Raw genomic sequence first — 25,134 nt, forward strand, 5'->3', positions numbered from 1 at the left:
ACTGGTACTTTTTTCTTAATAACAATCCCTTCTTCCCTGAATACTAATATTTACCCATCATGTTTAGTATAATAGACTGTACATAATATTAAAGAAAAGAAGTAAGCCTATGCAAAATTTTACTCAGCAACACGTTGAATACTTCAATCAGCCGCTACTGCCAGCCAATAACCTGGCCTCGTTTGCCTACACCAACGCACTTTTGCGGTCAAGCGAACACATGACCGCACCCCTTTTGCACTTCTGGACCCTCCAGGATTCGGTCATCCTCGGGCTCAAAGACCAGCGCCTCCCGCACCTGGAAGAGGCCCTCGCATTTCTTCGCGATCGTCACCAGCATTACTTCATGCGCAATTCTGGGGGCTTGGCCGTCGTCAGCGACAGTGGGGTCCTTAACTTCTCACTCTTCTTCCCCTGGCACTTAGAAGATCACCAGTTGACGATCGATGAGGCGTACCAGCGAATGGAAGAAGTCGTCGCCGCGGCCTTTCCAGAGCTGACCATCGAGACCGGTGAAATCACCCATTCTTACTGTCCCGGCAGTTTTGATCTAAGCGTCAACCAACAGAAGATCGGCGGAATCTCCCAGCGGCGCAATGCGGCCGGGGTCGTCGTGATGCTCTACCTGAGCGTCTGCGGTGATCAATTATCCCGTGGCGAGCTCATCCGCGACTTCTACACTCGGGGCCTTCAGGACGTCGATAACAAGTGGCACTTCCCTGATATCTGGCCGACCGCAATGACGACACTGGCGGACCTGCTCCACCAGCCGCTTACCGTCGAACAGACCAAAGAGTGCCTGCTTGCCGTCTTTGCCGACCACGGGCAAGATGACTTCCACCAGCTTACCTGGTCCGGTTCGTTCATCAAACTGGCTAGCAATGAACTAACGGCTATGAATCGCCTACAGGAACGACTGAACAAGGGGTGATCCACGTGGAACAATTCGAACGCTTCAACGAAGAAAAGCTGCCCCGGGAGAAAGTCTTCAGGGACCCCATCCACGGGCAGATTATCGTCGATAACCAGATCATCATGGACCTGATCAACACCCCGGAATTCCAACGGCTCCGACGGGTCAAGCAGCTGGGGACCTCCTCGTTCACCTTTCACGGCGCTGAGCATTCCCGTTTTGGTCACTGCCTCGGGGTCTATGAGATTACCCGCCAAATGTGCAATAATTTCCAACGCAACTACCCCAGTAAACAGCCCGGTGACGGTCTCTGGGATGACCGGCAACGGCCCGTAGCCCTCTGCGCGGCCCTGTTGCACGACCTCGGTCACGGACCCTACTCGCACACCTTTGAACACATCTTTCACACCGATCACGAGCAGATCACCCGTCAGCTGATCACCAATCCAGAGACCAACATTAACCGAATTCTGCGACGGGTCTCCCCCGACTTTCCTCACCAGGTGGCCAGCGTGATCGACCATACCTACCCGAATAAGCAGGTCGTGCAGATGATCTCCAGCCAGGTCGACGCAGACCGAATGGACTACCTCCAGCGCGATTCCTACTACACCGGGACCAACTACGGTAAGTTCGACCTCGACCGCGTCCTTCACGTCATGCGGCCGGTCCAAAACGGGATCGCCTTTGAAATCTCAGGAATGCATGCCGTCGAGGACTACATCATCAGCCGGTTGCAGATGTACTTGCAGGTCTACTTCCACCCCGTTTCCCGCTCAATGGAGGTCATCTTAGACCACCTGCTGATGCGGGCCAAGCACATCTACGAACACCCCAATGAGTTCGAGCCCAGTTTCACCCCCTACATGCTGATGCCGTTTTTCAACAAGCACTTCACCCTCGACGACTACTTAGCGCTTGACGACGGAGTCTTAACCACCTACTTCAACCACTGGACTCACTCTAGCGACGACATCTTAAACGACCTGGCCAACCGTTTTCTCAACCGGCGGCCATTTAAGTCGGCAATCTACGACCAGCAGACGGCCGACCTGCTGCCAAACCTGCGCAAGCTCATCCGAACGGCCGGCTTTGATGAACGCTACTACACGGCCGTCAATGACAGCTTCAAGCTTCCCTATGACACCTATAACCCTAAGGCCTCCAAGCCGCAAACCCAGATCGAGCTGGTCCAGCCCAACGGCGAGTTCATCGAGCTGTCCCAGGTCAGCACCCTGGTTGCAAGCGTCTCGGGCCGGGAAGCCGGTGACCAGCGCTTCTTCTTTCCCAAGGAAATGCTCCAAGGACAGCAGAGCATCGAGGTCTTTGAACCAATCTACGAGAAATTCCAAAGTTATATTCAAAACAATCACATCATCAACCCCAAGGAGGAAAAATAATGGCAATCAAACTAGTTGCAATCGATATCGACGGTACCCTGATCAATGACCAGCAGCAGATCACCCCGCAGACGGTGGCCGCCCTCAAGAAGGCCAGCGCAGCCGGGGTGAAGGTCGTTCTCTGCACTGGACGGCCCATGACTGGGGTAGAAGCCTACCTTGAAGAACTCGGGGTAGCCGGCAAGGATGACGAGTACGTGATCAGTTTCAACGGCGGTCTGGCCCAATCGACCAGTGGCAACGTCATCGTCAATCACAGCATCTCCTTTGATGACTACGCCGACTGGGAAAACTACTGCTTAAAGCAAAAGGTCCACTCCCAGATCGAAACCCGCGATTACATTTACACCACTAACCAAAACCTTAGCAAGTACACCATTTACGAGTCGGGCCTGGTTAGCATGCCAGTCCGTTACCGCTCGCTGGACGAAATGTCTCGGCAACGCGACCATTACATCATCGCCAAGGCCATGATGGTCGATGAAAAGGACGTCATCGACACGGCATTAGCTAACCTCCCGCAAGACCTGCGCGACCGTTTTTCAATCGTGCGTAGCGAGGACTTCTACCTGGAATTCATGCACCCAAGCGCCAGCAAAGGCAAGACCCTAAAGACTTTAAGCGACCGGCTGGGAATCAAGCAGAACGAAGTAATGGCCCTAGGAAACGCCCAAAACGACAACTCAATGATCGAATTTGCCGGCATCGGGGTGGCCATGGGCAACTCGGTTCCAGAAACTTTGAAGATCGCTGACGTAACCGTTGCGGATAACAATCACGACGGGGTTGCCGAAGCGGTTAATAAGTACGTCTTTGGTGAAGACTAGTAAGATCACATCCTAAAACGAAATCGACGAGTGCAGAAGCTAGAATCTGTACTCGCCGATTTTTTAGTTTAACATTATTCGAATCGTTGGGGAGCGGTTGGAAAGGCCGCCATCAACTCCCGAAGGTGATGGCTGACCACCGTCCCCGAATGCAGATCGTGAAAATCATACCGTTGCTTAGCAAGGTCGATCACGGCCTGGTAGTGGGTATAGTTATGGGCATGCGCCGGGGTATTCGGCACCGTCACGCTTCTCAGGAAGGCCCACAGCGCGGTGGGGTCTTGCGGCGGCTGCTTCCACCGGCAAATAGCCGCCTTAGTGAAGCGTTCCACCGAATTGCCCCCGGTCGGCAACGGTTTGGCCGTCGTTGAAGCAGCCGTAATCAGTTGGGCAACACTCGCTGTCGTGGGCTGCCCCAGGTAGGTAGCTAATCGTGCGGACTGTTCATCCAATGACGGGGTGTTGGTGAAAACGGCCAGGGGATTGGCCCGGACCTGGAGCCGGTCACCCAGTGGCTCAATCACGTAGGTTCCAGTCGCATCCATCACCAGCCAGTGAAAGGGATAACGCTGGTGGTCATACCAACGCTCCTCAATCACTGTCACCTGATCGAGATCGGCGGCAAGCTCGCTGACCGTGGCGTGGCTGCCCAGGGCCCACATGATGAAGTCCTGGGGTGTCAGAGCGTGGGTGCCGGGCCGGACCACCACTGGATAATCAGCTGCGACCGGAAAGAAAAGCTCCGCGACTGCCATTCCCGTGTCGTTAACCCCGTCCCCGACCAGATAGTGGCCATCAACCACCCGCATTCCGCCGAGTAAGGCCCGCTGGTTGCGATACGTGGTAGTCGTATTTGCCGGTTGCCAACTATAACCCCGCGGCAGGTAAGTCAGGTGCCAGGGCGTGCGCGGAGGAAAGTCCATCGTCCGACCTAACAGCTGTTCTTGGTCAATTGTCATCACAGTACACATCGCATTGCCCCCCTAAAAAAGGACCCGGTACCTTACGATACCGGGTCCCATTGCTTATTCATCGATATGGTTATTGCAACTTGGTAACCGCGCCAGTCTGACTGTTGTACTGGTAGATTCCAATCATGCTGGCAACCGTGTTATCTTCGTTATTTTGCCGAACTTCAAACCGGTAAACATTGCCATTCTTCGCCGTTGGGATAATCTCATAGCCCTTGTTGCCGACAAAGCCCATCTTATTAGCAAACTGGGTAACCACTTGGTCGCTCGTCTGGCTATCGACCGTCGCATTAGCGGCCGTACTGCTACCTTGACTGCTACTGGAGCTAACCGCTGAACTAGCACTGCTGCGGCTAGTGCTGGTCGTCGAACTGCTACTGGAGCTGCTCTTCTTCGCACTCGTGATCTTATCCTGCAGGTCGGCATATGCATCCCGCATCGCCGGACTCGTCGACTTCAGGTTTTTCAGGTTGCCGGCCGCTTGATCATAGTCACCGTTGTCATAGGCTGACTTGGCATTGATGTAGTTCTGCAGGTCGGTGCTCAGCTTGTCGACCTGGCTGGAACGGTGATTGACCGTGTTCAGCTTGTCGTATGCACCTTGGTAGTCATGATTGCGGATTAGGCGGTTGGCAGAACGGTATGCTTTAGTCGATTCGTTTTCCGTAGAATGGACCTTAGAAGACGAACTGCTCGACGGCGAACTGGCCGTACTCTGCTGACCACAAGCCGCCAGCAGAAGGGAAACTGCTAAAGCAGTCGTCCCAACAATTGTCTTTTTCACTACCTTGTTCATAGTAAATCCTCCCCTAAACCAGATCTGGATAATTATATTCACTCTTATTATATCATGGATGGAACAGTCCGACTAAAAAACGACGTGATCGCGGTCAGCGTTCACGTCGCCTGTTATCTTACTTTTCTGCACTCTGGAAAACCCGCTTGAAGAGAGGGCTAACCGGCCGGTTTTCGTTGATCCGCTTGATGGCATCAGCAATCAGCGGTGCAACTGAAACCTGCTTAATCTTCTTGATCTGCTTTTCAGCCGGCAGCTGGATGGAATCCGTCACAACGACCTCCTTGATCGGTGACTTATCCAATCGTTCAATGGCTGGACCAGAGAGAACCGCGTGGGTACATGAAGCGTAAACTTCCTTGGCACCAGCGTCAATCAACGCCTGAGCACCAAGCGTGATGGTCCCGGCAGTGTCAATCATGTCATCAATCATGATGCACTTCTTACCCTTCACGTTCCCGATGATGTTCATGATCTGGGCAACGTTGGCACGGGGGCGACGCTTATCAATGATGGCAATTGGTGACTTTAAGAATTCGGCCAATGCCCGCGCACGAGTAACCCCACCGTGGTCTGGTGAGATAACGACAGCTTCGTCAGCTACCCCTTCACGGATAAAGTATTCCGCCAGCAGGGGTGCCCCCATCAAGTGGTCAACCGGAATGTCAAAGAATCCCTGGATTTGGGCCGCGTGCAGGTCAAGGGCAATCACCCGGTCCACCCCGGAGTTTTGGAGCATGTTGGCAACCAGCTTAGCCGTAATTGGTTCCCGGCTCCGGGCCTTCCGATCCTGCCGCGCATAACCATAGTATGGCATAACCACGTTAATGGTCTTGGCGCTGGCCCGCCGCAGGGCATCAACCATGATCAACAATTCCATCAGGTTATCGTTGACCGGCGCAGAGGTTGATTGGATGACGTAGACGTTGTCACCCCGCACACTTTCCTCAATGTTGATCTGAATTTCGCCATCACTAAACCGGTCGACGGATAACTTCCCCAGTTCGACGCCGACGTGTTCTGCAATCTTTTCAGCCAACGGACGGTTGGAATTTAACGCAAAGATTTTTAAATTAGAGTCAGAATAATGCTGTGTCATTAGATCCTCCGCAATTATAAAATAGCTACTGACGTACGGTTAGCTCATTAGTCAAAGATATGTTCTATCCTTTTCTATCATATAGAGCCGCCTGTTAAAAAGCAAGCAAAACCGGGATTACCACGGTAGCTTCTTAGCGTAATCCTTCTTGTTGACCTGGCGGGCCCGGGCGATCGCCATGTCGTATTGTTCGACACTGTCGGTAATCGTGGAACCGGCCGCAATGAAGGCATCCTTGGCGATGTTGACCGGGGCGACCAGGTTGCTGTTGCTGCCGATGAAGGCGTGGTCGCCGACGTTGGTGTGGTGCTTGTTGGTCCCGTCGTAGTTGACGAAGACCACCCCGCAGCCGACGTTGATGTTCTTACCCAGCGTCGCATTGCCGATGTAGGTCAGGTGGCCCACCTTGGTGCCTTCACCGATGTAGGCCTTCTTGACCTCACAGAAGTTACCAATATGGACGTTTTCACCGATCTCAGCCTCCGGACGCAGGTGGCTGTTTGGACCAATGTCACTGCCGTTATGCATCTCAGCGCCCTCCAGGGTCGAAGAAATAATCTTAACCCCGTCGTGGATCGTGGAGTCGATGATCCGGGAACCCGCACTGATGTAGCAATCATTGCCGATCACCGTCTTACCCTTCAAGACGACGTTGCCTTCCAGGACGGTATCCCGACCCAGCGTGACGTCGGCATCAATGTAGGTGGTAGCCGGGTCGATCATTGAGACCCCTTCTTGCATCCAGTGCTTGTTGATCCGGTCGCGCATTACCTTGTTGGCCCGGGCCAGGGCAACCCGATCGTTAACCCCCATCGACTCGTCGAAGTCATCCATCTTATAGGCCGTGACAATCTCGTCTTCGCCCTTCAGGATGCCGATCACGTCGGTCAGATAGTATTCGCCCTGGGCGTTGTTGTTATTGATCTTGTCCAGTGCTGCGAAGAGCTTCTTGTTGTCAAAGCAGTAAACCCCAGTGTTGATTTCCTTGATCGCCTGTTCCTGAACAGTGGCGTCCTTTTGTTCCACAATCCGTTCCACAATTCCAACATCGTTGCGGACAATCCGGCCATAGCCAGTCGGGTCTGGGGCAACAGAAGTCAGGATCGTGACGGCAGCGTGGCGCTGTTCGTGGTATTGGAATAGCTTCTCAAAGGTTTCTGCCTTAAACAGCGGGGTATCACCACTGACGATGATCGTCTCACCGTCGATGTCGCCCAGGATGTCCTTGGTCTGCATCACCGCGTGTCCCGTACCCAGCTGCTGCTTTTGCAGGACATAGCGGGTCCGGTGCCCAAGGCTTTCCTCAACGGTCTTGGCACCGAAGCCAACCACCGTGATGATGTTTTCGATGTGGGCCTTCTCAAGCTGCGTCAAGACGTGGTCCACCATCGTCTTACCACATACCTGGTGGAGGACCTTGTAGAGCTTGGACCGCATCCGGGTCCCCTTACCAGCTGCCAAAATAATTGCGTTACGTTTTGCCATCTTTTAATCTTTCTCCATTCCTAATCAAACACTGTTGTCATAAAGTTGCCGGGACGGGCCGTGATTGACTTCGTCTCACCGTCTTCAGCATCTACTTTAATTAACGAGGTGCAATTGTCAACCAGCCGCTTCCCGTTCGTGGCGTTTCCCTCTGCCAAGACGGTCATACCAACCAAGTTCGCGTCAAACTCCTTAATCAGGGAGTGCATCCCGTTGAGGGTGCCCCCACCCTTCATGAAGTCATCAACCACGACCACATTGGATCCCGCCGACAAGGTCCGCCGGGAGAGCTCCATCTTCTTGATCCGTTGAACTGAACCGGAGACATAGTTAACACTGACGGTTGGCCCTTCAGTAATGTGGGAACTGTTGCGGACAATCACAAACGGCTTGTTCATGTACATAGCCACACTCTGGGCGATTGGAATCCCCTTGGTTTCGACCGTCATGATCACATCTACGTCGGAATCGACGTACTGAGTGGCGATCAAGCGACCCACCTGTCGGAGAATATCCGGCCGGCCGATCAAATCAGACAGGTAAACATAGCCACCCGGGAGGAGACGGGAGTTATCATTGACCTCCGCGACCAGGTTGTCGATGGCCTGCTGAGCATTCTCCTTAGAGTAAAGCGGCGTCAGCACGGCACCGCCACTGGCACCGGGGATGGTCTCAAGACGTCCTTCTCCCCAGGTATGGAAGGTGTGCTTGACGATACTTAGGTCTTCACTGATCGAGGACTTGGCGGATCCGTAGCGTTCACTGAAGAACTTCAAGGATACCAGGGTGCGGGGATGTTCCATCAGGTAACGGGTCATATCTACCAAACGGTTACTTCGACGTACTTTCATCATTCTTCTCTGCCTTTCAAAAAGTATTAATTCTAATTAATTCTACCATAAAATGTTCGGATTTAGCTGAAATATTTGAAAAACATCGGCTCGTGGGTGGTGGAGTAAAAAAGCGCACTCCTAATGGCTAAGTACGGATAAGCATCGGCCCATTCTGTGCCGACGCTCGTCCTACCTTAGCTATGCGGAGCGCGCTAGTGTTTTTTCCAGCTTCCAAACTAATTAGACTCAACAAAGTAATTCTGATAGACCAGGGCCACCACGTAGATCACAACCTCGATCACCGCGATGAAGAAGCTAACCGGCCAGTTGGTCAAATAGCCCAACAAGAGCCCCAGCCAGGTCCCCAGCAGGGAGAAAAGGATCGCCAGGATGATCATCTTGCAGACCCCGTGAGTGAAGTACTTAGCACTGGCAGCCGGCAAGGTTAACAGGATGAAGATCAAAAGTGAACCCACGATCTGGGCAGCGACACTGACGCTCAAGGCCAGGAGGAGCAGGAAGATCACCGAAACCAGCGTCTCGTTGATCCCGGCCACCTGGGCACCAATCGAGTCGAAGGAACTGAACTTCAGCTTCCGGTAAATTGCCAGGGTAATCAATAATACCACCGCAGAAAGGGCGATCAGCTGGTGAACCTCATTAGCGCTGATCCCGACCACGCTCCCGAAGAGGATGCTGGTGGCGGAACTGGCAGTCTGGCTACTCAATGACAAGAAGAGAATTCCCAAACCGATGAAGAGAGCCGAGACGGCACTAATCACGGCTTCCCGCCGCGACTCCTTGATACTCATCTGACCGACCAGGACCGAGCTGAGCATGGTAAACAGGATCATCCCGTCTAAAGCTGGCCAGCCCGCAAACACCGCAAATGAGGCCCCGGCAAAGCCAATTTCAGAAAGGGTATGCGTCAAAAACGACAATTGCCGGGCCACTACAAACACCCCAATGACCCCACTGACCACCGCAATGAAGGTACTGGCGATAAAGGCATGCCGCATGAAAGATAGTGTTAACATTTAGTCCCCTCCTACTCTTGCAACGTGGGCAGTTCATTGATCGGCCCCTCGCTATAACTATTAGGCATCATGTGCAGGAAGCGGGTCCCATAATGGCGAGCCAGGTCCCAGTCATGAGTGATGAACATCACGCTTAAGCCATCCTGCTGAAAGCGAGTCACCAGGTCAAGCAGCTCGTACTTCATCTCATTGTCCAGGCTGGCAGTTGACTCATCGAGGATCAAGAGTTTAGGGGAGCGAAGCAGGGCCTGGGCCAGGTAGGCCCGTTGCTTTTCCCCACCAGAGGCTAACCCCAGGGGCCGGTCCGCGATGGCCGTCAGGTCCGTCATCCGGATCATCCGGTCGACCTTATCCCGTTCCTTCTTGCTCAGCCAGGGAAAACCCGTCTTCTTGACGTTTAGCGAGACGAAATCCCGGATTGAGAGCGGATATTCCGTGTCGATGTTGCGAAATTGCGGAACATAGCCGATCGCGCTGCGGGCGGGCACATCAATTTCACCGCTGTGGGGCTTGATCATTCCCAGCAGGGCCCGGACCAGAGTGGTTTTCCCCACCCCGTTTTCGCCGACCACCACCATGAAGTCACCCTCGTTCACCGTAAAGCTCAGGTCTGAAATGACCTGGTGGTTTCCATAGGCCACGTTAAGATCCTCTACTGATACAACTGCCATCCTATTCTCCTTCCTGCTGAATCCGAGCCAACTGCCGGTACTGGTTCAACATCCATTGAACATAACTGACCCCGTTTGGTTTAGTCTCGGTCACTTTCCACACCGGAACACCGTGTTGGTGAGCCAGCGTGACCATATTGTCGATGACCCGGTCACTCGATTGGCTGTTCTCAACAAAGAACGCAATCTGGTGGTTGACAATTGCCTGCTGGAGTTCTTGAATATCCTGCGGCGACGGGTCATTACCATCCTCAATTGCCTTCTCAAAGTGCGGGTCAATCACCCGGTATCCCAAGGCCTTCAACGCGTAATCGGCGACCGGCTCGCTGACCGCCACCGCGCGCTTGTTGCCCACGTTGGCCTTTATACTGGCGATCTCCTTATTAAGCGGTACCAGTGATCGGTGGTATTGACGGGCCCGGCGCTGGTAATAGGCCCGGTGTGCAGGGTCGATCTGGCTGTAGCGCTTGGCCAGCGTATCCGCCAGTTTCCCCATCGTTTGCGGGTCGTACCAGACGTGCTCATTGTCCCCAGAATGCTTCTTAGCCACCTGACTGCCGACATCGACGACGGTACAATCTTGGCTGCCCGATGACTGGGTCAGCTTAGTCAGCCAGTGATCATAGCCGAGGCCGTTTTGGATCACCACGTTGGCCTGGGCCATCTTCTGCGCCTGGGAAGTCCCCGGCTGGTAATCATGCGGATCAATAGAAGCGTTGTTGATCAGCGACGTCACCTGGCCATACTTACCAGCCACCTCCTGGGCAACCTCCCCATAAAAATCCAGGCTGGTGATCACCCGGATCGGCCGTTGCTCTTGGTGCATGGTGCGCCACGGAACCATTGATAACCCCAGGATCACCAGCAGGGCCGCTACCAGACCGCTAACCCCTAACCAATACTTGCTTTTCCTCACCAGTCGTTATCCTCCTTCTCTTTAAATAGTAATCATTACTATTTGCAACATGAACTATCTTACCGAAGATTAACTCAGTGTGCAAGCCTCCAATTGAAAAAGACTGCCAAAAGCTTTATGAGCAAAAAGCGGCTTCAAGCATTCGGCGGAAACGAACACTTGAAGCCGTTAGGTATATGGTAGCTGCGCACCACCGCAACCTTCAAATTTACAACATGGTAACGACATGCACATCTCGGCAAAAGCCCCGGATACTGTTTTGGATTCGCCGCGCCCGCGATTCAGTATGGCAAATGGCAAAAACCGTCGGCCCGGTACCGCTCATCTGCGCCACGTCCGCGCCGAGGCTGACCATCTTGTCCTTTAAGCGACGGATCTCCGGGTGACTCTGCATCGTCACCGGCTCCAAAACATTACCCATGTATTTGACGGCGTTTTTCCAATCCTGGGCCTTAAGACACGCGATCAAGCGTTTATTATCCAGGTGTTCCAGCTTCTCGTAGTTGATCTGACGAAGAATTTGCGGGGTGGAAACACTTGTCTGCTGCTTGGCAATCACTACCCAGTAGTGCGGATTGCCCGGCAGTAGCTCAATCTGCTCACCGTGGCCAGTCACGTGGGCTAGCCGACTGTAAACACAATACGGCACGTCTGAATCGATCGTCAGCGCTACCTTAGCCAATTCCTGCTGACTGAGGCCGAGCCGCCAGATCCGGTTCAGAGCGCGGAGAACTGCCGCCGCATCCGAGGAACCGCCGCCTAGGCCAGCTGCCACGGGAATGTTTTTCTTGATCCGGATGGTTACTCCTTCCCGGCAGTGAAAACGACTGCGGAGGATATGGGCAGCCTGGTAGGCCAGGTTCCGCTGATCATTGGGCAAGAAGCCGCTATCGGTGTAAACCTTGATTGTTACGGGCCGCGCATGAGTCTCTACGGTCACGTAATCGGCCAGGTCAGCCGAGGTCATCACCATGTCCCAGCGCGGGGACCCATCGAAATACCGCATGGGAGTATCAAGGCTCAGGTTAAGTTTTGCAGGGGCCTTTTCTGTAACAAGCATAGCGATCACCACTCCTTTCCGGAAAACATTTTAATTTGATTATACTAATGCTGGAGTAGTGCTGGCAAGTATTAGCGAAGGAGCCCTTATTCTGTCTAAAAAGCCCGCACCAAAGGACAAATTTGGTGCGGACTTAAGCTTATTTAATTAACATTTTCCCGGTCAGCCAAGTTCTTACAGAAGGTCGGCCGCGTGCAGGGCATTCGCCAGGGCGATGAACTGGTCAAGGGTCAGCCGTTCGGGCCGAATCTGCGGTGAGATGCCCAGCTGTCCCAGCACCTGGGCCATCTTATCCTTGGTGGCCGGCTGTTTACCAATGACGCCCTGAAGGTTATTCCAGAGGCTCTTGCGCCGGTGGGCAAAGCAGCCCCGGATGAAGCCGAAAAGCTTCTGCTTATCAAAGGGTTGAACCGCCAACGGCTGCTGGCGCGGCGTCAGGACAACAATTGCCGAATCAACGTTAGGCGACGGCACGAAGACCCGCCGGGAAACGTCAAAGGCAATCTTGGCGTCCATCTGATACTCAATCGCCAGCGTCAACGCCCCGTACTGCTTAGTGCCCGGTGCCGCCGTCAGACGTTGGGCAACCTCCTTTTGCATCATGACACAGATGGCCGCCCAGTCGACCGGACTAGCCAAAAGGTTCATCAGGATCGGACTGGTGATATAGTACGGCAAGTTAGCGACCACCTTCACCGGCTTAGTCGGGTCGGCAAACTGTTCCTGAATCAAGGCCGGCAAGTTGGCGTCCAAGACGTCCTGGTTAAGGACGGTGACGTTGTGATAGGGAGCAAGCACCTCGTTTAGAACCGGGATCAGGTCGGCGTCGATTTCTAGTGCCAGCACCTCCCCGGCAGCCTGGGCTAACTGCTCCGTCAGTGCCCCGATTCCGGGACCAATCTCGATTACGTTGTCGTCCTTGGTGATCTTGGCCGCAGTGACGATATTGTTGAGGACGTTCAGGTCCGTCAAGAAGTTTTGTCCAAAACTCTTCTTAGTGTGAATCCCGTACTTCTCCATGATCGCCCGGGTCCGGGTCCGACTGCCAATTTCTGGTGATTGCCTCATCACTCTTCCTCCTGCTTAATCTTTGCCAGTGCCTGCTTAAACTGCGCAGGCGTGATCTGAAACATGTTCAACCGGTGAGCCAGCTGCTTACCGTTGCCGTAACCAATTCCCAAGATAGCCCCCAGCCGTTCGCGCCGAACTCGGGCACGAGGGTTCCCCGTCAGTCCAGCTGCCTGCAAATCTTGGATGGTAAAGGGGCTAGCTGGCGGCTCGGTAGTCTGGGTATACAGGTGGGCCAGGGCCTGCCTAATCGTGGCCGGGGTGGCGTGTTCAACCCCCAGGCTACCATGGGCCTGCTCCGGTACTCCTTGGTCACGGCGAATGAAGGCGTGCTTCACTCCGGGAACGGCCGTGCTGATCATCTTCCGCAACCGTTCACCATTGAAGTCCGGATCAGTGAAAACGATCAGCCCACGACTGGCCTGTAGCTTCTTCAACCGGGCCAGGTCCGCTTGCGATAGTGCCGAGCCATTGGTCTCATAGGTGTCGGCATCGACTGCCTTATGAATCTGTTTGGTGTCATCCTTGCCTTCAACAACGATGACTTCTTTAATCTTGCTCATCATGCATCCCATCCTTGAGAAATAGTCGCACGGCATTGTGGTAGGTGTGGTAGGCGACCCGTTCGCTATCAACGTCCTTCAGTTCGGCGAGCGCATCCACCACAAACTTGGTGAAGGCGGGCTCGTTCTGCTTCCCCCGGTATGGCTTCGGGGTCAGGTATGGCGCGTCAGTCTCAACCATCATCCGATCCAGTGGGGTTGCCAGGGCTGCCGCGTGAACATCGGTAGCGTTCTTGAAGCTGACCACTCCGCTAAAGGAGATCGCCATCCCCAGTCCCATGAACTTATCCGCCCATTCAGGACTGCCGTTAAAGCTGTGCATGACCCCGCCAAATTCAGCGAGGTGGGCATTCTTCAGGATGGCGTAGGTGTCTTCCAGCGCATCCCGGCAGTGGATTGAGACGGGCAGTTGGAGGTCACGCGCCCACTGAAGCTGCTTTTCAAACAGGGCCCACTGCTGATCATGGGGCGAGTGCTGGTCATTGAAGTAATCCAGGCCAATCTCACCGACCCCCACCACCGTCGGATCCGTCAGCTGAGCCGTCAGGTGCTCCTCCTCGGTCGCGTTAAAAGTCGCCAAGTCCTCCGGGTGCCAGCCGATAATTGGGTGCAGGTTAGGGTAGCGATGCCCCAGTGCAATCGCCCGGTCGTTGAGCTGCCGGTTTGAACCAACGATGTTCATCGCCGTAACGCCGTAGTGGTCAGCCCGGGCAATGAAAGCCGGGACGTCATCGTAAAACGGCCCATCATTCAGGTGAGTGTGCGAGTCATAGACTTGACGCCATGCGTGCTTGCTCATAATTGCCTCGCTTTATTCAACGCCCATTCCTGGAACCAGGTCATCTGGTGCAATGACGACCTTAACATCCCCATCCTTTTCAGCGGAGAGCAGCATCCCCTGGCTGATTTCGCCACGCATCTTCCGTGGCTTCAAGTTGGCAACGATAATGACGTTCTTGCCGACCAAAACAGATGGGTCCGGGTACCACTTAGCAATTCCAGAAAGAATCTGCCGACCGTCTGCAGTCCCGTCATCCATGTGGAATTTGAGCAGCTTGTCAGCACCTTCAACATGGTCTGCCGCGGTGATCTTAGCCACTTTCAGTTCCACCTTGTCGAAGACATCAATCCGGATAGCCTTCTTGCCAGTACTTTCTTCCTTAGCCTGTTCTTGGGCCTTTTGCTTTGCTTCTTCCATTGCTTTGCGACCTTTCTTCTTTTCGTTCGTCGTCATCTTACCCTTGATGAACTCGACCTCTTCCTTGACGTCGCGCCGTGGGAAGATTGGGGTCCCCTTCTTGACAACCTGGGCCGTCTCCGGGAAGTCGTTGAAGCTCAGGTCACTCAAAGTGATTGGGTCCTCAGGAAGGCCAAGTTGCCGGCAGATTTCCTTTGGGGCATCTGGCATTACCGGTTGCAGCAGGGCCGCGATTACCCGCAGGCTCTTAGCCAGGTGGGTCATTACGTCGGAAAGTTCTTCCTTCTTGCTGTCGTCCTTAGCCAGTACCCATGGTTCGGTCTCGTCGATGTACTTGTTGGCCCGGGAAACCAGCTTCCAGATTGCGGCCAGAGCATCCGCAAAGTGGGTCTTGTCCATCAGGTCCTTGTATTCACTGATCACGTCGGCCGCGGTCTGCTCCAGGTCGGCGTCGTATGGTGTCGTAGCGCCATTTTCAGCGACCAGCTTGCCGTCCTGGTACTTGTTGATCATGGCAACGGTCCGGTTCAAGAGGTTTCCGAGGTCGTTAGCCAGGTCGTAGTTCACCTTGTCGACAAAGTCTTCCGGACTGAAGACCCCGTCGTTGCCAAACGGCATTGCCCGCAGCAGGTAGTAACGGGTCGCGTCAAGGCCGTAGCGGTCAACCAGGGTCTCTGGGTAGATCACGTTCCCCTTGGACTTGGACATCTTGCCGTCCTTCATCGTCAGCCAGCCGTGGCCGATGATGTGCTTTGGCAATGGCAAGCCGAGGGCGTGAAGCATGATTGGCCAGTAGATGGTGTGGAAACGAACGATTTCCTTCCCCACCATGTGGACGTCGGCTGGCCAGAACTTCTTGAAGAGACGGTCGTCATCGCTGCCGTAGCCAAGCGCCGTGATATAGTTGGACAAAGCATCGATCCAGACGTAGACCACGTGCTTAGGGTCGTTTGGCACCTTAACCCCCCAGTTGAAGGAGGTCCGGGTAACGGCCAGGTCTTCCAGGCCCGGCTTTAAGAAGTTGTTGACCATCTCGTTCATCCGGGTGTGGGGTTCGATGAAGTCCGGGTGTTCCTTGTAGTAGTCCATCAGCCAGTCCGCGTACTTGCTCATCTTGAAGAAGTAGGACTCTTCCTTGACCAGCTGAACCTCATGACCAGATGGGGCCTTCCCGCCGATTACCTTGCCGTTGTCGTCGCGGTAAACCTCGGCCAATTGACTCTCGGTGAAGTATTCCTCATCGTCCACGGAGTACCAGCCGGTGTATTCACCCTTGTAGATGTCGCCCTGGTCGACGAACTTCTGGAAGATCTTCTGGACGGCCTTTTCATGGTAGTCATCGGTCGTCCGGATGAACTTATCGTTGGTGATCTTTAATGTCTTCCATAGTTTCTTGATCCCAGCCGCCATTTGGTCAACGTATTCCTGCGGTTGCATACCGAGCTTGTCGGCCTTCTGTTCGATCTTCAGGCCGTGTTCATCGGTTCCGGTCAGAAAGAAGACGTCATAACCATTCAGACGCTTGAAGCGCGCTTCCGCGTCACAAGCAATGGTGGTGTAGGAGTTACCAATGTGCAGCTTACCAGATGGATAGTAAATTGGTGTCGTAATGTAATAAGTCGGTTTTTCAGTTGCCATATGAGGCCCCTCTCTCTAATTAATTTCTAAGATTAGTTTTACATTTTAGTATAGCATATTAGCCGCCCGGCAACAGGCTAAAACAGGTCGATCTGTTCAGGAGAGCGCGGTGCTAGACCAGTGAAATGAACGCCGAGCATCTTTTGCAGCTGGCGGGCATTCGGGGCGGCGTCTTTTCCCGAGTTGTTGTTGAAGATCACACAGAGTTCCTTGGGCTGTGGGGTCAGCGCATTGATCTGGTCGCAAAAATCCTGCAGCTCAGCGGAGGAATACTTATAAAGGGTCCGGGTCTTGCGCCAGCTCTTCCCCTGGTTGATCCACCCCTTGGTGTTTTGTCCGTGCAGGCGCATCATCACCAGGTCAGGGTTGGTCGTTGCAAGCACAAAGGGAACCGAGGTAACCGTCCCGTGAGGCTCGTCGGCGGCTACCAAGGTAAAGTGCAGTTCTTGACAGAAGGCCAATAAGGATTTCAATGTGCCCGGCCGATACCACGTTTGGTTGCGCAGCTCGATGGCCACCGGCAGCTTGCCCATCCAGAGGCGGACAAGGCGGAGGTATTCAATATCCTGCGGGGAGGCATCGAAGTAGGGCGGGAACTGAAAGAGAACCGTCTTGAGCTGACCAGTAGCCACGAGGGGCGCAATCGTCTTGCGGTAACGATTGAAGAGCTGTTCGAGCTCCCCCTTCTCTTGCCCCCGCTCGTGCAGGGTCATCCCCCGGTGGGCCTTTACAATGAACTGAAATTCATCCGGCACCGAAGCGAGCCAGTGCTGGATGGTGGTCACCTGGGGAAGGGCGTAGAAGAAGGTGTCCACCTCCACCGTTGGGAAGTGTTGGGCATATTCATTTAAGGTGACGGGCCGTTGCTCATTGTTGATCAGGGCCGGATGCTCACTCCAGGTGGTCAGGCCAATGGTTATCTTCATAATTCATCCCTCCATATTCGTTTCTATCCTAAGAGCTGGACGACCACATTGCAATTGAAAAGAAGAAAAGTCTCATCACTCTGCTTAGCAAATTCTTATTCACGGCAAAATAAATCTATATTCAGATATTGGCCGGTCATCAGCCCTCAAGCACCGCCTTTTATGCAGAGCTACCGGCGCAGCCACGCAGATTATGCAAAATTCCGCAGGACAATAATGAGAGCCTTTCTCAGACTGGCATTTTTGACTGTAAATGTCCTAACAAACATGCTATTTTACAGGTGAACAACAAGGAAAGGAGCGATCATAATGCTGCTAAACACTAAAGCAATTCGTAATGTTACCCGCTACTTCAAGAAGGATGGTCACCCAAATGGTTCAGTGGCATTACCATTCAAGGTGGATGGCAAGGTCGTCTTCTTTGAATAGTCAAGTGCCGACAGCTCCGCAATCCGCGGGGCTTTTTAATTTGACTAACAAAAAATCAGTGAAAACTGTTGACAAACGTCACCGCAGTATTCTAGAATACGAGTATCAATTTTGAAAGGAGCCGAACCCATGTCATTCATTAAATCTGCAATGTGTTGTCAACCTTCAAGTACATTCGGACAAACTGACATGAGTTCAGCTGGCCGTTTTCTTTGAGGTTGACTTTTTTTATCTCAAGGAACCCCGCTTAAAGTAGGTAAACGCCACCGATCATGTCTTGATCGGTGGCGTTTTTTTATATTCCAGAAGAAAGAGTGATTATTTATGAGTTTAAGTCGTGAAACAGTCTTGAAAGCCCTGCATAACGAGTCCGTTGACCAAGTTCCGGCATCGTTCTGGCGCCACTTTGCCGATAACGAGTTTACCAACGCCGCCACTACCCCCAGCGTCCTGACGACCAACCTGACTGGCCACCGCGATTACTACCAGGAAGTTGACGTCGACTTTGCCAAGACGATGCTCGATGGCTACTTCCCTTACCCATTCCATGGGGTGGCTGACCCTAAGAACATTACCGACCTCCATAATCTGCGGCCAATTGAAGACAACGATCCCTGGCTGACCGGCCAGGTAGCCCTGGCCAGCAAGCAGAAGCAGCTTGCCGGCGACCGGCCAACCTTTGTCACCATGTTCTCACCGCTGTTCCTCCTGAAGTGGGCCCTGATTGAACACTACCAAGAACCATTGCTGCTGGCCGACAAGCGTTTTGCCGACATGTACGAGCAGGATCCCCAACTGATCCTGCACGTCTTGAAGGTGATCAGTGACGACCAGAAGAAAGTCGCCCGGGCCCTGATGACCACTGGTATCGACGGCATCTACTACAGCACCCAAGAGATCCAAGACGAACGCACCAGCAACCCGAAGTTCTTTGAAGAGGTGATGGAACCAATCGACATCGACGTTCAAAACGCCATCAATGCCGTCTCCCCGCTCAACATCCTGCACATCTGCGGCTTTGACGGGGCCGACAATCACCTGGACTGGTTCGTCAACTACCCGCTCCAGGTGATCAACTGGGCCACTGAAACTGATGGCTACTCCCTGGCCGCGGGCAAGAAGCTTTTCGGCGACCGGCCGGTAATGGGCGGCCTGGACAACAGTACCAAGGGGATTCTCTATTCCGGTACCAAGCAGCAGATCCAGGACAAGGTTCACGAACTACTCAGCGAAGCCGGCAATCGCGGCGTCCTGCTCGGTGCCGACTGCACGGTGCCGCGCGACATTGACTACGACCACCTGCGTTGGGCAATCGAAGCCGCACATAACTAAAGGAGGAGTGAACTTGCTACTGAGACTACGACCACCTGCGTTGGGCAATCGAAGCCGCACATAACTAAAGGAGGAGTGAACTTGCTACTGACGGTTAAAGACTTACATAAATCATTCAATGACCGGGAGATCCTCAAGGGAATTGACTTCCACATCCAAAAGGGCGAGATCGTCGTCATGATTGGCCCATCCGGTTCCGGGAAGACCACCTTCCTGCGCAACCTCAACTTCTTAGAGCACGCCGATTCGGGAACAATGGACTTTGCCAATCACCGCATTGACCTGGCTAGCCCGGATAAGAAGGACGTGCAATGGGTGCGGCGCCACTCCGCAATGGTCTTTCAAAACTACAACCTCTTCAAAAACAAGACCGCGTTGCAAAACATCGCCGAGGGCCTGATTTATGCTCAAGGGATGAACAAGGAGCAGGCCAACGCCATCGCCAGCAAGGAACTGGCCAGTCTCGGTCTCAGCAAGCAGGCCAACCTTTATCCAGCCCAGCTCTCCGGTGGCCAGCAGCAGCGGATTGGGATTGCCCGGGCAACGGTGCTAAACCCCGAAATCATCCTCTTCGATGAACCAACCTCCGCCCTTGATCCCGAACTGGTCGGTTCCGTACTCGGTGATATGCGCAAGCTTGCCGAAGACGGCCAGACGATGATCATCGTCACCCACCAACTTGGCTTTGCCCGACAGGTGGCCGATCGAATCGTCTTCTTCGATGAAGGAAAGATCGTCGAGGAGGGCAGTCCTAAAGACCTGTTCGACCATCCCCAGAACCAGCGGACGGCCCAGTTCCTAACGGCCTTAAGCGACGCCAACTAAGGGAGGCGATTGGCATTGAACAATACTAAAATCCTAAGCGTGATCCTGCGGGGGCTGCCTAACACCCTCTACCTGTTGGTGCTCTCCTTTATCTTCGCAACCATCCTGGGAATCTTCTTGACCTGGCTGGACCTGCGCAAGAACCGGATCGCGACCGGGATCGCCCACGTCTACCTCGGGCTGATCCGGGGGACCCCACCACTATTGATGCTCTTGCTAGCGTATTACGGGCTGCCGGTCCTGCTGAAGGCCATCGGGATCAACATCGACGGCTGGACCCGGCTGACCTTCGGGGTGCTGGGGCTTTCGCTGGGTTGGAGCGCCTACCTGTCCGAGGCTTTCCGCAGCGCCTACCTATCCGTGGACCCCGGCCAGCTGGAGGCGGCTCGTTCCATCGGGTTGCCCGACCGCACCACCTTCTGGCAGATCCTGATCCCTCAGGCGGCCATTATCGCCCTGCCCAACATCGAAAACCTGGTCATCGGCCTGGTAAAGGCAACCTCCCTGGTCTATGTTCTAGGGCTTTACGACCTCTACAACGAGGCCGCCAACCTGTCCAACCAAACCGCCGGCATTCACCAACTCCGGATCTTTATCATTCTGGCGTTAACCTACTGGGTCATCGTCTTGGTCATCGAGGGAATCTTCCGGCTGATCAGAAATCGCTTCGCCGCTATCCGCGCTTAATCGAAAGGAGGAAGTACCCTTGTTTGACTTAAACTTTGCCCGCGAGTCATTCGGCCAGATCTTAGCGGCCGCCCCCCTCACCCTCCTGGTGGCGGTGGTAGCGACCCTGATCGGGCTGATCCTCGCCATCCTGGTCGCCATTGCCCGGGAGAAGAAGATTCCCGTCCTCTCCCAGGTGCTGGCAGTCCTGGTGTCCTTTATCCGGGGAACCCCCATCCTGGTCCAGCTCTACGTTGTCTACTACGGGCTGCCCCAACTGTTGGTCCTGATGAAAAGCTGGGGCTGGAACACCAATCCGGACGGTCTGCCTGCCATCGTTATTGCCTTTTCGGCATACGGGCTCAACGCGATGGCCAATCTCTCGGAGAGTATCCGGTCCGCCTATCATTCAGTGGACTACCGTCAGTACGAAGCTGGACTGGCCGTTGGAATGACCCCCGTTAGGACAATGACCCAGATCGTGGTCCCCCAATTGATCACCAACCTGATTCCCAATTTCACCAACATCTTCCTTGACCTGATCAAGGACACCGCGCTGATCTACAACATCGGCCTGGTTGAAATCATGGGGCAGGCCAACATCGTTTCTTCAATCGGGTTCAAGTACCTCGAGACCTACACCGATGCGCTCGTCATCTACATCATCATTTGCTGGATCTTTGCCAAGATCTTCCAACTGATCGAAGACCGTCTCCGTCAGCGCTACGCAATTAACTAAGTTTCAATAAGCGAGAAAGAGAAATGCTAATGAAATTATCCAAGATTTTCCAAACGGCTATCCTGACCTGACCAAGAAAAGACACCTTTTCCCTGGTGCCAAGAAGTCCTATAACGCTGAATTCAACAAATAATCATCTAATAACAAAGGAGAAAAAATCATGAAGTTATCCCAATTAATTACCCGTACCGCCTTGGCTGGCCTGACCATCCTCGGTCTCTCAACCGCAGCTGGTTCCGCCTCCGCCGCTACCACCGTCACCGTCGCTGCTCCTAACGGCAATTCGCCATACATCATCAACACCGACCACGGGGCCAGCGGTTACTACGGCGAATTAATCAAGCGGATCGACCGTGACCTGCCACAGTACAAGTTCAAGACCACCTTCACTTCCCAAAACGCGGTCTTTGCCGGTCTGCAATCTGGCAAGTACGACGTCGCCATGTCTAACTTCTGGTACAACAAGCAGCGGTTCAACAACTACTACCACACCCGGGCCAACGGATTAGACGACTTGCGGCTGGTTGAACGGAAAAACGGCAAGAAGGCCAACTCGCTTGCCGAAGTGGCCAAGAAGAAGATGACCGTCGTTCCGGTATCCACCAGCGATGCCCGTTACAGCCTGTTGGAAAACTACAACCAGCAACACCCAAATAACAAGCTCAACCTAAAAGGGATCGGTGACCAGACGACTGGGGACGCCCTGAAGCAGGTCGCCCAGGGCAAGTACGACGTAGCCGTTTACCCTTACGCCGCCTACAAGTCCGTCCAAACAACGTCTGCCGGCAAGAACCTGACGGCCTCCAAGTCAATCGGGCTGGAGAGCTCCTACTTCCTCCTTCACAAGAGTCCTGCTAACAAGAAGCTGACCCAGGCAATGAACAAGGAACTCAAGAAGCTCCACGATGACGGTTACTTGGAAAAGCTGACCAACAAGTACCTCTACGAAAATACTTTCAAGCTGCCGGGCGCCCAAAAGGAATTTAACGCGCACAACTAGGAAGCTGGGAAAAAGAAGCTGCCAAAGCATCTTGGCAATAAAAAAGCGGATCCGTCATGATCCGCTTTTTTTATATTCTGAATTAGACTTGCAACTCGTCGAAAAACTTGGTGGCGTCCGTCTGCACCATCGTGAACTCGCACGGCAGGTTCAGCTTCTGCTGGTTGATCGCTAAGACTTTGGCGTCACGGTTCCGGTACTCGAGCAGCCCGGCAAATGGGTAGACCTTCATCGAGGTCCCCACGATAACTACCAAGTCGACCGCCTGCATTGCCCGAACAGAATTCATGATGTCATCCTGCTTGATCCCCTCATCGTAGAGGACAATGTCCGGCCGCAGCGAACCGCCATCCTTGGCATGGAGCCGGCTCTTCAAGTAGTCGTCCACCGGGACCGTCTCGCCGCACTTCTCGCAGTAAACATGGTAAAGATTACCGTGGAAGTCAATTAAGTGAGTCGCCCCCGCTTCCTCATAAAGGTTGTCAATGTTTTGCGTGATCACCGTTGCCCGGTCCTGGTTCGTCAGGGCCGCCTGCTTCTTGTGGATCACGTTTGGCTTGGCATCCGGGAAGTAGAGGTTCTTCTTGCAAAATTCGTAGAAGCCCTCCGGATCACTGCTGAAGTAGCGGTGACTCAGGTAGTACTCGGCATTCTTATCCTGGGTGTAAAGCCCGTTGGCCGAGCGGAAATCTGGAATCCCCGAGGCGGTCGAAACGCCAGCCCCGGTCAAGAAGACGATCCGCTTGGCATCATCAAATAGTTGCTGAATTTGCGTGTCCATGGACTCACTTCCTTACAATGTATGGCACGCTATGGTCTTCCAAGAACTTCTTCACCGGCATGTCGTAGATTCGCTTGAAGTACTCCGCGCTATCCTTTTGCGGTGCCGGCAGGGTGAAGGAATTCTGCCGATCGCTCCGCCGCAAGCCAACATAGGCCCGCTGGGTCGTTCCCCGCTCCTTCATGTCAGAGTGGAAGATCTCAAAGACCTGGCGCATCTCAAGCCGAAGCTGCCGTTCACTCAGTACCGGCGAAACGGTCGTGTATTCATTGTTGTGCAGGGCCGGCAACCCCCACTGCTGCATCTGTTCGTCAAACAGGGAGTAGATCTTGATAATCGTCCGGCGCATGTCGAATGGCGACTTAATCGGCTTGGCAGTGATCTCGGCGTAAATCTTCTGGGCAGCTGCCAAGGCCTGCGGGTAGTTCTCCTGGAAGCGGTCCGCGAACTTGTCAAAGTGGTCGCCATAAAAGACCAGGGCATCGAGGATCGTCAGCAAGCGCAGGGTCCGCTCGTCATCGTCCTTGGCTCCCTCCTTGGTCAGGGTGTGTTCAACGCCCTTCCAATATTCTTCCTCGATCTGGTCATTAATCAGGCCGTGCTTACGCTGCTCGGCCACCACCACCCGGTGGATTGCCACGTTGTAGAGGTCCGTGGACATGATCATCATCTGTTCATCGAGTTCCTTGTCCCCAAGTGACAGCTGGAAGAAGATCTGCGGGAATCCCTTGAGTAGCATCAGCAGGTGCAAGAGTTCGTGAGAGGCAGTGTAGTTTGGCTCTGTCAGATCGGTCACAATGATAAAGAGACCGCCGGGTAAAGTCTTCTGGGTTGCCTGGTCATGCCGGACATAGCCGGACTTTTCCCCATGGAATTGGACAAAGACCGTGCCATCTGGGTAGAGGGAATTGATCTCATCCAGCAGGGCCTGGTTCGTTTCATTTAACTTGATTTCTTCTTCACTCATTTTTTGTCCTTTCTAATCTTAGCTAGTATCAGCCGCGCCGTTTCCTGGTCAACGTGGGCACACTGAGCTAACTGGGCAGCCACCAACGGAACCTCCGCTGGCTCGGCCCCGACGCTCACCGCCAGTGACCGGTACTGAAGCTTCATGTGTCCGGCCTGAATCCCTGTCGTTGCCAGGGCGCGCAGGGCAGCCAGATTTTGGGCCAACCCTAGGCTCGCCGTGACCGCCGCCAGCTCCTCCGCGGTCTTAATCTTGCTAATCTGATAATTAAGTTTTGTCAGCTTGTTCAGGCCGATCGAGCCGCCGACCACGCCCACCGGCAGGGGCAGGGTCAGTTCGCCGTGCAGCTTGCCATTGACAACCTGCCAAGTGCTGAGCCCACGGTATTGACCGCTCCGGGCAGCATAAGCATGAGCCCCGCTCTCGATTGCCCGCCAATCGTTGCCGCTGGCAATCATCACGGCATCGATTCCGTTCATGATCCCCTTGTTATGAGTGGCAGCCCGGAACGGGTCTACCTGGGCGAGGTCGCTGAGTTTGGCAATCCGCTGGGCAACCTGGGCCCCCGTCTGCTCTTGGGTAGCCAGCTTAGCAAAGTCAACGTCACAACTGACCGTCTGCAGGCTGTTGGTGGCCAGGTTGCTCAAAATGGCCACCAGGACGTGGTAGCCCTGCCTGCTCAGCTCGCGGCCAACTGCCTCGGCCATCGTGTTAACGCTGTTGGCGCCCATCGCCTGGCAAACGTTGATCCCCAGGTCGACACTGATAAAGTCGCCAGGGGTCCGGACTGTCATTGACTGGGCGCCCCCGCCGCGGCGTTGCATCGACGGGTGGGCCGCATTGGCTACGGCCAGCAGGTGGTCGCGCTGGGTGGTCAGCTTTTCGACCGTCGCGATTACGTCATCAACATCGGTCAGTACCACCTGGCCGACCAGTTCACGGTGTTGGTGCGGCGCGGTGAAGCCGCCACTAGCCTGGACCCGCTTGGCACCGT

At 54.1% G+C, this 25,134-nt stretch carries 25 protein-coding genes; 8 read left to right on the forward strand and 17 right to left on the reverse strand.

Annotated features, from left to right (window positions below):
• Positions 1–109 precede the first annotated feature (109 nt).
• From ACI31J_RS01135 to yidA, 3 genes are read left to right on the forward strand one after another with little or no spacing between them, the layout of a single operon-like run.
• Positions 110–931: a lipoate--protein ligase family protein gene (locus ACI31J_RS01135; RefSeq protein WP_439772635.1), complete on the forward strand. Its 822-nt coding sequence runs from the start codon at positions 110–112 to the stop codon at positions 929–931.
• A gap of 5 nt (positions 932–936) precedes the next feature.
• Positions 937–2,313, forward strand: coding sequence for an HD domain-containing protein (locus ACI31J_RS01140; protein WP_439772636.1), 1,377 nt, complete (start codon positions 937–939; stop codon positions 2,311–2,313).
• Positions 2,313–3,140, forward strand: coding sequence for a sugar-phosphatase (gene yidA, locus ACI31J_RS01145; protein ID WP_439772637.1), 828 nt, complete (start codon positions 2,313–2,315; stop codon positions 3,138–3,140). The genes ACI31J_RS01140 and yidA overlap by 1 nt, the downstream gene beginning before the upstream one ends.
• 74 nt (positions 3,141–3,214) lie before the next feature.
• Here the strand turns inward: yidA and ACI31J_RS01150 are convergent, their stop codons facing one another.
• From ACI31J_RS01150 to ACI31J_RS01215, 14 genes are all read right to left on the reverse strand, one after another.
• Entirely contained in the window at positions 3,215–4,111 is an 897-nt protein-coding gene (locus ACI31J_RS01150) for a linear amide C-N hydrolase (RefSeq protein WP_439772638.1), read from the reverse strand.
• 70 nt (positions 4,112–4,181) lie between these two features.
• Entirely contained in the window at positions 4,182–4,907 is a 726-nt protein-coding gene (locus ACI31J_RS01155; RefSeq protein ID WP_439772639.1) for a hypothetical protein, read from the reverse strand.
• 118 nt (positions 4,908–5,025) lie between these two features.
• The gene (locus ACI31J_RS01160; protein WP_439772640.1) at positions 5,026–6,006 is read right to left on the reverse strand and encodes a ribose-phosphate diphosphokinase; all 981 of its coding nucleotides are present in this window, start codon (positions 6,004–6,006) and stop codon (positions 5,026–5,028) included.
• 117 nt (positions 6,007–6,123) lie between these two features.
• The gene (gene glmU, locus ACI31J_RS01165; protein WP_439772641.1) at positions 6,124–7,491 is read right to left on the reverse strand and encodes a bifunctional UDP-N-acetylglucosamine diphosphorylase/glucosamine-1-phosphate N-acetyltransferase GlmU; all 1,368 of its coding nucleotides are present in this window, start codon (positions 7,489–7,491) and stop codon (positions 6,124–6,126) included.
• A 20-nt stretch (positions 7,492–7,511) separates the two neighbouring features.
• Complete coding sequence (gene purR, locus ACI31J_RS01170; RefSeq protein WP_439772642.1) at positions 7,512–8,342, reverse strand: pur operon repressor; 831 nt, start codon at positions 8,340–8,342, stop codon at positions 7,512–7,514.
• Between the two features lie 218 nt (positions 8,343–8,560).
• The gene (locus ACI31J_RS01175) at positions 8,561–9,361 is read right to left on the reverse strand and encodes a metal ABC transporter permease (RefSeq protein WP_439772643.1); all 801 of its coding nucleotides are present in this window, start codon (positions 9,359–9,361) and stop codon (positions 8,561–8,563) included.
• 11 nt (positions 9,362–9,372) lie between these two features.
• A complete protein-coding gene (locus ACI31J_RS01180; RefSeq protein WP_439772644.1) occupies positions 9,373–10,032 on the reverse strand; it encodes an ABC transporter ATP-binding protein in 660 nt (219 codons plus the stop codon).
• 1 nt (position 10,033) lies between these two features.
• Positions 10,034–10,948, reverse strand: coding sequence for a metal ABC transporter solute-binding protein, Zn/Mn family (locus ACI31J_RS01185; RefSeq protein ID WP_439772645.1), 915 nt, complete (start codon positions 10,946–10,948; stop codon positions 10,034–10,036).
• A 208-nt stretch (positions 10,949–11,156) separates the two neighbouring features.
• Entirely contained in the window at positions 11,157–12,008 is an 852-nt protein-coding gene (gene ispE / locus ACI31J_RS01190; protein WP_439772646.1) for a 4-(cytidine 5'-diphospho)-2-C-methyl-D-erythritol kinase, read from the reverse strand.
• Positions 12,009–12,182: 174 nt separating this feature from the next.
• Positions 12,183–13,076 carry a 16S rRNA (adenine(1518)-N(6)/adenine(1519)-N(6))-dimethyltransferase RsmA gene (gene rsmA / locus ACI31J_RS01195; RefSeq protein WP_439772647.1) on the reverse strand — a complete coding sequence of 298 codons (894 nt, stop codon included), beginning with the start codon at positions 13,074–13,076 and terminating at the stop codon, positions 12,183–12,185.
• Entirely contained in the window at positions 13,076–13,639 is a 564-nt protein-coding gene (rnmV, locus tag ACI31J_RS01200) for a ribonuclease M5 (RefSeq protein WP_439772648.1), read from the reverse strand. The genes rsmA and rnmV overlap by 1 nt, the downstream gene beginning before the upstream one ends.
• Positions 13,626–14,438: a TatD family hydrolase gene (locus ACI31J_RS01205; protein WP_439772649.1), complete on the reverse strand. Its 813-nt coding sequence runs from the start codon at positions 14,436–14,438 to the stop codon at positions 13,626–13,628. The genes rnmV and ACI31J_RS01205 overlap by 14 nt, the downstream gene beginning before the upstream one ends.
• 12 nt (positions 14,439–14,450) lie before the next feature.
• Complete coding sequence (gene metG, locus ACI31J_RS01210) at positions 14,451–16,475, reverse strand: methionine--tRNA ligase (RefSeq protein WP_439772650.1); 2,025 nt, start codon at positions 16,473–16,475, stop codon at positions 14,451–14,453.
• A 77-nt stretch (positions 16,476–16,552) separates the two neighbouring features.
• Positions 16,553–17,401, reverse strand: coding sequence for a DUF72 domain-containing protein (locus ACI31J_RS01215; RefSeq protein WP_439772651.1), 849 nt, complete (start codon positions 17,399–17,401; stop codon positions 16,553–16,555).
• 753 nt (positions 17,402–18,154) lie between these two features.
• On the opposite strand from ACI31J_RS01215, the gene ACI31J_RS01220 reads away from it, so the two are divergent.
• From ACI31J_RS01220 to ACI31J_RS01240, 5 genes are all read left to right on the forward strand, one after another.
• Positions 18,155–19,162, forward strand: coding sequence for a uroporphyrinogen decarboxylase family protein (locus ACI31J_RS01220; RefSeq protein WP_439772652.1), 1,008 nt, complete (start codon positions 18,155–18,157; stop codon positions 19,160–19,162).
• A gap of 81 nt (positions 19,163–19,243) precedes the next feature.
• Positions 19,244–19,987, forward strand: a complete 744-nt coding sequence (locus ACI31J_RS01225; RefSeq protein WP_439772653.1) for an amino acid ABC transporter ATP-binding protein — start codon at positions 19,244–19,246, stop codon at positions 19,985–19,987.
• A gap of 15 nt (positions 19,988–20,002) precedes the next feature.
• A complete protein-coding gene (locus ACI31J_RS01230) occupies positions 20,003–20,674 on the forward strand; it encodes an amino acid ABC transporter permease (RefSeq protein WP_439772654.1) in 672 nt (223 codons plus the stop codon).
• Positions 20,675–20,693: 19 nt separating this feature from the next.
• Complete coding sequence (locus tag ACI31J_RS01235) at positions 20,694–21,392, forward strand: amino acid ABC transporter permease (protein WP_439772655.1); 699 nt, start codon at positions 20,694–20,696, stop codon at positions 21,390–21,392.
• A gap of 160 nt (positions 21,393–21,552) precedes the next feature.
• Positions 21,553–22,392 (forward strand): transporter substrate-binding domain-containing protein, encoded by an 840-nt coding sequence (locus ACI31J_RS01240; protein WP_439772656.1) that lies wholly within the window; start codon positions 21,553–21,555, stop codon positions 22,390–22,392.
• A gap of 82 nt (positions 22,393–22,474) precedes the next feature.
• Here the strand turns inward: ACI31J_RS01240 and ACI31J_RS01245 are convergent, their stop codons facing one another.
• The 3 genes from ACI31J_RS01245 to ACI31J_RS01255 all read right to left on the reverse strand — a co-directional run.
• Positions 22,475–23,173, reverse strand: a complete 699-nt coding sequence (locus ACI31J_RS01245) for an NAD-dependent protein deacylase (RefSeq protein WP_439772657.1) — start codon at positions 23,171–23,173, stop codon at positions 22,475–22,477.
• Positions 23,174–23,177: 4 nt separating this feature from the next.
• Positions 23,178–24,140: an IpaB/EvcA family protein gene (locus tag ACI31J_RS01250; protein WP_439772658.1), complete on the reverse strand. Its 963-nt coding sequence runs from the start codon at positions 24,138–24,140 to the stop codon at positions 23,178–23,180.
• Positions 24,137–25,134: hydroxymethylglutaryl-CoA reductase (locus ACI31J_RS01255; protein WP_439772659.1), on the reverse strand; the 998-nt coding region annotated here is incomplete at its 5' end. The genes ACI31J_RS01255 and ACI31J_RS01250, both read right to left, overlap by 4 nt.

This window comes from Limosilactobacillus sp., assembly GCF_051873075.1.
Lineage (GTDB): Bacteria > Bacillota > Bacilli > Lactobacillales > Lactobacillaceae > Limosilactobacillus.